We start from the raw sequence: 10,787 nt of genomic DNA on the forward strand, positions 1-10,787 counted from the left end.
CCCCCCCCCCCCCCCCCCCCCCCCCGCCGCCGCGCCCCCCCCCCGCCGCCGGTTCGGCAACGGGCGGCGCCCCGGACCAGTGGCCCGGCTCGCGGGCCTTGCTGCTCAGCGGGTGTTGGTCGGCGCGGCTGCCACGTCCTGGAGCAGTTGCATGAACGCCGCCTCGTCGATCACCGGGGTGCCGAACGAGCGGGCCTTCACCACCTTGGACGTGGGCGAGTCGGGGTCGTTGGTGACCAGCACGCTGGTGAGGCGGGAGACGCTGGTCGCCACGTGCAGCCCGGCGTCCACGGCACGGTCTTCAAGGAGCTCGCGGTCGACCGAGGTGTCGCCGGAGAAGGCCACCCGCATGCCCTGCACCAGCGTGCCGCCGGGCGCGTACCGCCCCGGGTTCGGATACGGGCACGCGGGCCGCTTCCGGCTGGGCCGCCAACTCGTCGGCCGGTAACCAGAGCGCTGGCCCGGCGGCCGGGCGGGCGTGTCCGACCATTCGGTGAGCGGCTGACAGGCGAGCAGCGGCAACCGCAGCGCGGAGGCCGCGGCGAGGTGCAGGCTGGGCCGGAAGGTCTCGGCCAGTACGCGGGCGTCGTCCAGGGCGTGGTGGGCCCGCTGCTGTACGACGCCGTAGTGCGCGGCCAGCGTCTCCAGCTTGTGGTTGGACAGCGGGAGACCCAGTTCCTTGGAGAGCGCGATGGTGCACAGCCGCTGCCGGACGGGGGCCGTGCTCTTCGCCCGGGCGTACTCGCGGGCGATCATGGACCAGTCGAAGACCGCGTTGTGCGCGACGAGCACCCGACCGTCCAGCCGGTGGGCGAACTCCTCGGCGATCTCCGGGAAGAGCGGGGCGCCGGCCAACTCCGCGCTGGTGAGCCCGTGAATCCAGACGGGACCCGGGTCGCGCTCCGGGTTGACCAGCGTGTACCAGTGGTCCTGCACCTCGCCGCGGGCGTCGAGCTGATACACGGCGGCCGACACTATGCGGTCATCGCGCGCGAGTCCGGTGGTCTCCACGTCGACGACCGCGTACCCCTTGGGGTAGGCGGCCGGCCACGGGGACGACGGGGCGGACTGTGGGGGAATCCGCGGTGCGGCTACCGGTCGGTCTTCAAGCATGGTTCATGAGGATACGGGCCACCACTGACACTCGATCGCGGCGGGCGCACCCCGTGCTGTCCAGTCGCCGGGACCGGAACCGGCCGCGCACCGCCCGGCCGCCCGTGACCTGCGGCAACTCCCGGTACGCGGCGGCGTGGTGAGGTCCACGGCAGTACAACGGTTCGGCTGAAAAGAGCGGTTGAACCGGCGGCCGGGCACAGCGCGGGGCGCCCGCACCGCCCCCCTCATGCCGGCACTCGACCGCGATCGCCACCCGATCACACTGCCCCCGCCGCCCCCGCCGCCCCCGCCGCCCCCGCCCCGGCTTATCTCGTCCCCGGGGCCCGTGGCCGGCCCGACCGCATGCCGAGACCTGCCGCACAACCAGCCCCACGAACCGCCCCACAGCCCGTACTTACCGAGTTTCGAAACCCGCGAGTAACAACATCTATCCACCGCGCTGACCGGCACCTATCGTGCGAACATGCCGCAGCTACCCGATGTCGTGCTCTGGTCCATACCGGCGTTCGTCCTGCTCGCAGCCGCCGAGATGGTGAGCTACCGGCTGCGTCCCGACACCGATGCCGCCGGGTACGACCTGAGGGACGCCGCCACCAGCGTGACGATGGGCATCGGCAGCGTCTTCTTTGATTTCCTATGGAAAATCCCGATTGTTGCGATTTACTCCGTTATCTACGAACTCACCCCGCTTAGGGTGCCGGTGCTGTGGTGGATCCTGCCACTGATGCTGCTGGCCCAGGACTTCCTCTACTACTGGTCGCACCGCGGCCACCACGTGGTCCGCGTGCTGTGGGCGTGCCACGTGGTGCACCACTCCAGCGAGAGGTTCAACCTCACCACCGCGCTGCGTCAGCCGTGGACCTCGCTGACGGTGTGGCCCTTCTACGTTCCGCTGGTGCTGTGCGGAGTGCACCCGGCGGCAGTGGCCTTCCTCTCCGGCGTCAACCTCGTCTACCAGTTCTGGGTGCACACCGAACGCGTCCGCCGCCTCCCCGCGCCCGTCGAGTACGTGCTCAACACGGCCTCCCACCACCGCGTCCACCACGCCTCCCAGGGCGGCTACCTGGACCGCAACTTCGGCGGCATCCTCATCGTCTGGGACCGGATGTTCGGCACCTTCGTGCCCGAGACCGAACGCCCCGTCTACGGCCTCACCAAGAACATCCACACCCACAATCCGCTCCGCGTGGCCACCCACGAGTACGTCGCCATCGCCCGCGACCTCACCACGGCCACCACCTGGCGCGCCCGCGCCGGCCACCTCTTCCGCGGCCCGGGCTGGCAACCGGAACCGTCAGGGCCCGCGGCGACCTCACCGGCGCCTGCTGCCGAGCCCGTGCCTCACACCGGTCCCGTGCCCGCCGAGCCGGCACCTGTGCCTGCCCGTCCCGCGCCCACCGGTCCCGTGCCTTCCCTCCCCGCGCCCGCTGGTTCGGCCGAGTCGGCCCCGGCCTGTCCCGTGGCCCCGGCCTGCCCCGAGGCCGCCGGCCCGACCGATCCCGCCGACCGCGCCGCATGAACGCCGGCCCGCGCACCGACACCGCAGCCCGCCGGGCCCGGTTCGCGCTCCTCGCCTTCGCCCTCCTCACCCTCGTCCACCTCGGCGCGCTACTCGCCGACGCCGAAGCGCTGACGCATGCGACCAAGCCCGCACTGATGCCGACCCTCGCGGCGTACGTGCTGCTCCGCCGCGGGCCCCGGCTGCTCGTCAGTGCCCTGCTCTTCGGCTGCGGCGGCGACACCCTGCTGCAACTCGGCGGCGAACCGGCCTTCCTCGTCGGTATGGCCTCCTTCGCCGCCGGCCACCTCTGCTACCTGGCCCTCTTCGCCCACGCGGGGAACACCACCGCCCCGCGCCGCACCGCGTTGCTCCTCACCGCCGGCTACGCCACCGCCTGGCTCGCCACCGTCGCCGCGCTCTGGCCGGGTCTGGCGGCCGACCTCCGGCCACCGGTCGCCGGCTACAGCCTGCTGCTCACCGCGATGGCCCTGGCGGCCCTCCGCCTCGGCCCCCGCGCCGGCACCGCCGGGGCCCTCTTCCTCCTCTCCGACACCCTGATCGCCACCGGCATCGCCGACTGGCCCCAACTCCCGGTACCCCAGTTCTGGATCATGCTCACGTACGTGGCGGCGCAGTTCGGGCTGGCCTCCGCAGTGTTGTCCCGTACGTCAGCGACGGGGGCGCTCTCTGGCCCGGATCAGGCGCTCCGGGGGTATGAGGTGGTCGTTGACGACGGGGGTGTCCAGGACCTTGACGGTGAGGTTCGGCATATCGTGTAGGGGTGCGAGGTCGATGGGGCCGGGGGCGTGGCAGCCCGAAAGGAACAGGTGCGTGCAATTCGCTAGCTCCGGCATGGCCGCCAAGCCGCGGGGGAGTGCGCAGAAGACAAGGTGCAGAATCCGTAAGTTCTCCAGTGCGGCCAACGCTTCCAGATCGGGATCGGGGTGGCTGTCCACCGCCAACTGAGCCAGGTTTGGTAGGCGGGACAGACGGTGTAGTTCCTCCGCGCGAGTGGTCCCCGAAACGGCGAGTGTCTGGAGATTAGGCCAGCGCTCTATGCCCCGCAGGTACACCTCGTCGTAGTCATGGAGCCGGAGCGTGGTGAGCTGGGGACCGACCGGCAGTGCCGCTAGGTCGAGCAGTTCGCCGCCTTGAGACATGTCGAGCCGGGTGAGTCGCGGCAGATGCCGGAGTGGCTTTAGGTCTTTCACAGCGGTGCCGTAGAGCGAAAGTCCGGTCAGCCCTGTGGACGCGAGCGGAGCAAGATCGGTGACCTGGGGGCATCCATGCAGGCCGAGATCATCAAGTTGGTCAAACCGGCTCAGCAACGAAAGATCGTCAAAGTACGGATTGTCGATGAGCCTGAGTGCGGCCAAATCGTGTGGGAGATGGCGAAAGACATCGATCGGATCAGGGACGCTGATCCGCGTGAACTGCGGCAAGCGATGAAGCTGGGCAGCCTCCTCCGCTGACCACACGCTGAGAAAACTCCGACCCCGCACATGCGACAGCACCGAATCGACGTACTCTTCAGCATCGAAGTGCGGCCACCCGTGCCAGAGCTGGTTCTCAACCATCGGCCTCCGGTCCCCCCGATGCCGCCTCAAGTGCCCCAGAGCCGCCGGCCCACCGATCAAGCACAGCGTCCAGACCACCGCAGCCGCGCTCTCCTCCTCTAGGTCCGTCAGGTCCCTCGGCAACAGGTCGAGCACCAGCTCTCCCGCCCGAGCCAACTCCTCCGCCTCCTCGAAGTTCCACGGCGGAACCAGCTCCCCCAGCCGCCCTTCGACCTCCTCCCGCACCGCGGGGTCCAGCCGCGGGGCATGCTCCAAGCAGGCGGCGGCCAGCAGGTTGAGGCGATGGCGGTGCTTCTTGACCCGGTCGGCGCGGTGGAGGAGGCGGGCGCACTCGTCGGGGCGGGCGTGGCCGACGGCCATCCGTACGACGTCCTCCCACTGGTCGTCGTACGCCTTGTCCGCCAGCAGGCCGAAGTCCCTGGCCTCGACCGCCGCCTTGGCCGCCAGATAGTCCTGGAAGGTGCGGTGTACGAAGTCGACGGCGCCGGCCTCCGGTTCGCGGAGCAGGCCGCTGCGGATCAGGAGATGGCGGAAGACCTGGTCGGCATCGCCCTGGTCGTGGACCTGTGGCATGGCCGCCAGCGTGTCCTCCAGTAGGGCGACGGCCTCTTCCTGGCTGGCCTGAGTCTGGCCGTTGCGGATCAGCCAGTACGCCAACTCTTGGAGCAGCAGCGTCTGTTCGTCCCGGGTGAGTTCGACGCCCTCGACGGCCTGGATCTCCCGCTCGGTGTCCCGCCGGACCAGCAGCATTTCCAGCGCCGCTTCGTACAGGTCCTTGCGGGCGCGCGGGAGGTGCATCCTGCGGTCCCGGTTCAGGGCGCACAGCAGGGCGCACATCAGCGGGTTGGTGGAGAGCCTGGCCAGTTCGCGGCGGTCGGTCACGGCCTGGAGCATGGCCTGTTCGTAGCTGTCCAGGGTTGTCTGATCCCACGGGCGCCCGCCGATCTCCTGGCGGGCGGCCCGGTGCCAGTGCCTGACGAAGCGCTGGACGTCGTCCCGGCCCATCGGCAGCAGCGAGTGCGAGCGGAAGCCGTCCGGGGCCAGCCAGCCGTCCGGTACCGCCGAGGGGCGGGTGGTGACCACGTAACGCGCGTGCGGGAAGGCGAGGACCAGGTGCTTGAGCCAGGTCTCGGCGCGCTTGCGGAGCGCCTTGGGCACCTCGTCCACGCCGTCGACCAGCACCAGCGCCCGCCCCGACGTCAGCAGGCCCTCGACCCAGCCCTCCGGCGCCGCCCCGGCCAGCGGGTTGCCCATGCTCGACAGGAAGTCCTGGGGGAGCGGGAGTTCAGCGCGGCGGACGAGTGCGCGCAGCCGTAGGACGAACGGGACGCACAGGTTCCAGTCGGCCAGCTCGGGGCCGAAGCTGCGACGGGCCGCATGGGTGGCCAGCCACTGCGTCAGGGTGCTCTTGCCCGAACCGGCCGGGCCGCGCAGCAGCAGCCGGGAGGTGTGGGCCAGGGCGTGTTCCACCCGCACCGCCTCGGTCGGCAGCTCGGGGAAGTCGTGCCGCAGCGAGACGTCGTTGACCGTGAGGCTGATGTACGCCGCGTCCAACGCCCACTCCGCCCCCGCGTCGCTCAGCGTCACGCCGAACAACTGGAGCCGGCTGTGCGTCTGTTGGACGAAGGCGACGTACCGCTCCTCGAACTCCGCCGCCAGCCGCTCAGGCCCCGGGCCGAGCCTGCGCCGTACGTCCGCGACGGAGTCCGTGAGCTCTCCGCTGCGGCGCACCAGATCGACCTGGCTGCGCGCCGCGAACTCCGGCAGCGCCGTCACGTACTCCGTCAGGTGCAGGCAGCAGTGGTCCAGCAGCCGGTCGAAGAGCGCGGTCTCGACCTCGCCGAGCCCGGCCGCGGCCGGCGCGCCCGGCCGCCCATCCTGCGCGGGGGGCGGCGGGCCGGAGCTCCCGGCCCCCGCGCCATCCGCCCGCAGGACGTGTCCGCGTAACGCCTCCGGCTCCAGCCGGAGCTGCAACAGCAACTCCAGGTCCAGCGGGCCCGCCCGGTCGAAGGCGTCCGCGACGGCCGTGGCGGCGGCGTGCCGCGCCGGCTCCGGTGCGGTGTCGCACGCGTCGGCCAGCCGCTGCTCCAGCGCCGTGACCAGCCGGTCGGTCTCCTGGCCCGTCAACTTCCGCGGGCGCCGCAGCACACCACCCGGCCGCACCGGCCTGGCCACCAGACCCGCCCCCTTGGCCAGCAGCGATTTGGCGAGCACCGTCACCACGGTGGTCGCCAACCGCAGGACCGCGGCCTCCACTCCCTGCATCGGATGCCTCCCCCTCCACGCCGTCGGGTCGGAAGTCTGATCGTCGCGACTCCGATCTTCGTGACCCTTTGACTCCGCAGCGTAGCGGCAGGACGGCACAGGCGTTCGGCCCTGTGGATAACTCTGTTCGGCCCTCGTCCCAACCTCCGGCCCAGCCGTCGAGCAGGCGGCAAAAGACCAGGTCAGCACGGTGGTTGAGGGGGGAAGGTTCAGCGAGCAGGCTAGGCGTGGCCGCCGCAAGGCCGAGGGCCGGGCCGCCCCGATCGGGCAGCCCGGCCCCCTGGACCGAAGGCGCTACCGGCCCCCGCCGGGGCCGCGCCGCATCTACTTCTGCACCGCGTCCAGCGCGTCCACGATGCCGTAGCCGTAGAAGCTGTTCACGTGCTTGGTGCCGGTGCAGGTGGCGTCCACCTTGCCGTCACCGTCCGGGTCGTACGGCGCGGTCGGGCAGCCCGGGTTGTCAGCCTGCTGCTTCAGCAGCCACTGCACCTCCTGCGGGCTCGACGACGGGTGCGCGCTGCGCAGCAGCGCCGCGACGCCCGCGACGTGCGGGCCCGCCATCGAGGTGCCCTGGAGGTAGCCGTAGTCGCCCTCCGGGAGCGTGGACAGGATGCGGCCGTCCTTGGCGGGCAGCTCAGGCACCTGGCGGCGGTCGCCGCCGGGGGCGGCCACGTCGATCTGGCCGGCGGCGTCCGACGGGTGCAGGCCGTAGTTCGAGTAGTACGACTTGAGCGAGTTGACGCCGGTCGCCGACACGGTGACCACACCGGGCAACTGGGTCGGCACGTCAAGGCACTTGGTCGGGTCGATGTCGCGGCCGACCGCCTGCGAGTCGTTCGGGCTCGACGTGTCCTTGATGGACTTCGCGCCGAGGTCGAAGTTGGAGTTGCCGGCCGAGGCGACGTTCACCGCGCCCTTGTCCTGCGCGTACTTCGCGGCCCGGCCCACCGCGTCGACGATGGCCTTCTGGTCCAGGTCGTCCTTGCAGTTGAACATCCACGGGTCGACGTAGTAGCTGTTGTTCGTGACCTCGACGCCCTTCTCGGCGGCGAAGACGAACGCACACACCACGTTCTCGGCGTAGAACAGGCCGGTCTTCGGGTCGCTGACCTTGATCGCGGAGACCTTGACGCCCGGCGCGACACCGGTGACGCCGACGCCGTTGCGCGCGGCGGCGATCGTGCCGGCCACGTGCGTCCCGTGGTAGTCGTCCGCCGGCACGTACGGGCGCCACGCGCCCTTGGAGGTGTCGAGCACGCCGCCCGCACAGTTCGCGGACGCCTTCCGGTCGAAGTTCGGCGCGAGGTCGGGGTGGGTGTCGTCCACGCCGGTGTCGATCACGGCGACGGTGACGCTCTTCTTGCCCGGGTTGACCTTCGCGGCCTGGTCCGCCTTGATGGCGGGGATGTCCCACTGGAGGGGCTCCAGCGGCTCCTGGCCCTTGGCCAGCGCCTTCGCCTCGCTCTGTGCCGTCACCCGGGGCGCCTTGATCTTCTCCGGCTTGCCGACGTCGGTGGTCGCGGCCGAGGTCAGCGGGGCGGTGCGGGTCGAGCCCGCGGACTGCACGCCCTTGACGGTACGTATCTTCTCCGCGAAGCCGGTCGCCGGCGCGTGCACCACGATGACGCCGATCTTGGGATAGCTGGCGACGATGCTGCCACCGGCCTTGGCTATCTCCTTCTTGACCTTGTTCACGGTGGCCTTGTCGGCCGTCGTGTTCACCACGTACGACAGGGACGGCCCGTCGGTGCGCGCGGCAGTGGCCGAAGTGGGCGCGTCCTGCGAGGTGGCCGATGCCGCGCCGGGCAGGAACCCGAGGGAGGCGGTGAGCGCGATCCCGACGGGCACCGCGAGCAGGGCGCGCCGGCGTCTGGAACTCAGGTGGGCCATGAAGGCTCTTCCCATCTTCCGGAGGGTTGCCCGCGCGCCGAGCGCGCCGGGCCGGTTATATGACGAGTGAAACTAGCGTTGCTCAAGGCTGTCCAGCAATGGATGACGTGCAAAAACCTGAGTCCGCCAGCCGAGTGACACGCGGGGCCACAGCGCCGTAATGGATCTTCTGTTTTTCCCGCGCCCGTCCCCTGTTCGCTGGCGCTAACGGGGCCTACCATGCGTGACCTGGATCACTCATTACTCGTACGTCCCTCCGTCCCCCCCACACGTCGCCACCGCACGATCCCCCTCGTCCCTTCGAGTTCGTGCCCGATCCCCGATCGCAGCGGCCACCGGCGCCCGCCGGATGCGTCCGACGGTGATCCGTTTCCAGCCAGTCGCCACGTCAGGAGAGACCGTGGACCCCGCACCGCCCCACGACTCGGCGCACACTGCCGAGCAGCCCGACTACATCCAGGTGCAGTCGAGCCAGGAATTCGCCGAACTGCGCCGCGCGCACCGCTCGTTCGCCTTCCCGCTCACCATCGCCTTCGTGAGCTGGTACACGCTGTACGTCTTGCTGTCCAACTACGCGGGCGACTTCATGGGCAAGCAGGTCGTCGGCAACATCAACGTGGCCCTCGTCTTCGGCCTGTTGCAGTTCCTGTCCACCTTCGCCATCGCCTGGTGGTACTCACGCCACGCGAGCGCCAAGCTCGACCCGCGCGCCCAGGCCATCAAGTCCCGCCTGGAGGGCAAGTCGTGATGCAGACGATGCACCTGGCCGTCGAAGGCGTCAGCGAGCACCGGCCGCTGATCATCTCGCTGTTCGTCAGCTTCGTCCTGGTGACCCTCGGCATCACCGTGTGGGCCGGCAAGCAGACCAAGGACGCCACCGACTTCTACGCCGGCGGCCGACAGTTCTCCGGCTTCCAAAACGGCCTGGCGGTCTCCGGCGACTACATGTCCGCCGCGTCCTTCCTCGGCATCGCCGGCGCCATCGCGCTCTCCGGGTACGACGGCTTCCTGTACTCCATCGGCTTTCTGGTGGCCTGGCTGGTGGCGCTGCTCCTGGTCGCCGAACCGCTCCGCAACTCCGGGCGGTTCACCATGGGCGACGTCCTCGCGTACCGGATGCGGCAACGCCCGGTGCGTACCGCCGCCGGCGTCTCCACCATCGTGGTGTCGATCTTCTACCTGCTGGCCCAGATGGCCGGCGCCGGCGTGCTCGTCTCGCTGCTGCTCGGCATCACCAGCGAAGCGGGCAAGGTCCTCATCGTGGTGCTGGTCGGCGTCGTCATGATCCTCTACGTCTCGATCGGCGGCATGAAGGGCACCACCTGGGTGCAGATGGTCAAGGCGGTGCTGCTGATCGCCGGCACCCTGCTGATCACCTTCCTGGTGCTGCTGAAGTTCGACTTCAACATCTCCAGGCTGCTCGGCGAGGCCGCCGAGAACAGCGGCATGGGCGGGGCGTTCCTCGAACCCGGGCTGAAGTACGGCGTGGACGCCACGAGCAAGCTCGACTTCATCTCGCTCGGCATCGCGCTGGTGCTCGGCACCGCCGGCCTGCCGCACATCCTGATCCGCTTCTACACCGTCCCCACCGCGCAGGCCGCCCGCCGCTCGGTGAACTGGGCCATCGGCATCATCGGCGCCTTCTACCTGATGACCATCGTGCTGGGCTTCGGCGCCGCCGCCCTGTTGAAACGCACCGACATCATCGAGTCCAACAAGGCGGGCACGACGGCCGCGCCACTGCTGGCCCAGGACGTCGGCGGCGGGCCCGACTCGGCCGGTGGCGCGATCCTGCTGGCGGTGATCTCGGCCGTGGCGTTCGCGACCATCCTCGCCGTCGTCGCCGGACTCACCCTCGCCTCCTCGTCCTCCTTCGCCCACGACCTGTACGCCAACGTCATCCGCAAGGGCGAGGCGACGCAGAAGGAAGAGGTCTCCGCGGCCCGCTGGGCGACCGTGGGCATCGGCACCGTGGCCGTGGTGCTCGGCGTCTTCGCCCGTGACCTCAACGTCGCGGGGTTGGTGGCGCTCGCCTTCGCGGTCGCCGCCTCGGCCAACTTGCCGACGATCCTCTACAGCCTGTTCTGGAAGCGGTTCACCACCCAGGGCGCACTGTGGTCGATCTACGGCGGCCTGGTCTCATCGGTCTTCCTGGTGCTCTTCTCGCCGGTGGTCTCCGGCAAGGACTCCTCGATGTTCCCGGACGTGGACTTCCACTGGTTCCCGCTGGAGAACCCGGGCCTGATCTCCATCCCGCTCGGCTTCCTGCTCGGCTGGATCGGCTCGCTGCTCTCCAAGGAGCCGGCCGACGAGAAGAAGTACGCCGAGCTCGAAGTGCGCTCGCTGACCGGGTACGGAGCGCACTGACCCGTAGCCAAGACGCACCCTTGCGCGCCCCCTCGACACCCGCGGCGCGGGCCTGGCCACTGGCAGCCGGG

At 70.2% G+C, this 10,787-nt stretch carries 7 protein-coding genes; 4 read left to right on the forward strand and 3 right to left on the reverse strand.

All coding sequences use genetic code 11. The features are described 5' to 3' along the window. Nucleotides 1-105: 105 nt before the first annotated feature. Nucleotides 106-1,113: a DEDDh family exonuclease gene (locus AAHZ94_RS19390; protein ID WP_349994232.1), complete on the reverse strand. Its 1,008-nt coding sequence runs from the start codon at nt 1,111-1,113 to the stop codon at nt 106-108. Between the two features lie 466 nt (nt 1,114-1,579). On the opposite strand from AAHZ94_RS19390, the gene AAHZ94_RS19395 reads away from it, so the two are divergent. After that, the gene (locus AAHZ94_RS19395) at nt 1,580-2,635 is read left to right on the forward strand and encodes a sterol desaturase family protein (protein ID WP_349994233.1); all 1,056 of its coding nucleotides are present in this window, start codon (nt 1,580-1,582) and stop codon (nt 2,633-2,635) included. Next, complete coding sequence (locus AAHZ94_RS19400; protein ID WP_349994234.1) at nt 2,632-3,396, forward strand: lysoplasmalogenase; 765 nt, start codon at nt 2,632-2,634, stop codon at nt 3,394-3,396. Before AAHZ94_RS19395 ends, AAHZ94_RS19400 begins: the two co-directional genes overlap by 4 nt. Here AAHZ94_RS19400 and AAHZ94_RS19405 read toward each other — a convergent pair. Further along, the gene (locus AAHZ94_RS19405) at nt 3,286-6,459 is read right to left on the reverse strand and encodes an NACHT domain-containing protein (protein WP_349994235.1); all 3,174 of its coding nucleotides are present in this window, start codon (nt 6,457-6,459) and stop codon (nt 3,286-3,288) included. The genes AAHZ94_RS19400 and AAHZ94_RS19405 overlap by 111 nt on opposite strands. 324 nt (nt 6,460-6,783) lie before the next feature. After that, entirely contained in the window at nt 6,784-8,349 is a 1,566-nt protein-coding gene (locus tag AAHZ94_RS19410; RefSeq protein WP_502964717.1) for a S8 family peptidase, read from the reverse strand. Nucleotides 8,350-8,749: 400 nt separating this feature from the next. On the opposite strand from AAHZ94_RS19410, the gene AAHZ94_RS19415 reads away from it, so the two are divergent. Further along, nucleotides 8,750-9,097: a DUF485 domain-containing protein gene (locus AAHZ94_RS19415; RefSeq protein ID WP_349994237.1), complete on the forward strand. Its 348-nt coding sequence runs from the start codon at nt 8,750-8,752 to the stop codon at nt 9,095-9,097. Next, nucleotides 9,097-10,716, forward strand: coding sequence for a monocarboxylic acid transporter (locus AAHZ94_RS19420; protein ID WP_349994238.1), 1,620 nt, complete (start codon nt 9,097-9,099; stop codon nt 10,714-10,716). Before AAHZ94_RS19415 ends, AAHZ94_RS19420 begins: the two co-directional genes overlap by 1 nt. Nucleotides 10,717-10,787 lie beyond the last annotated feature (71 nt).

The organism is Streptomyces sp. HSW2009 (assembly GCF_040240285.1).
In the GTDB taxonomy this organism is placed as follows: domain Bacteria; phylum Actinomycetota; class Actinomycetes; order Streptomycetales; family Streptomycetaceae; genus Streptomyces.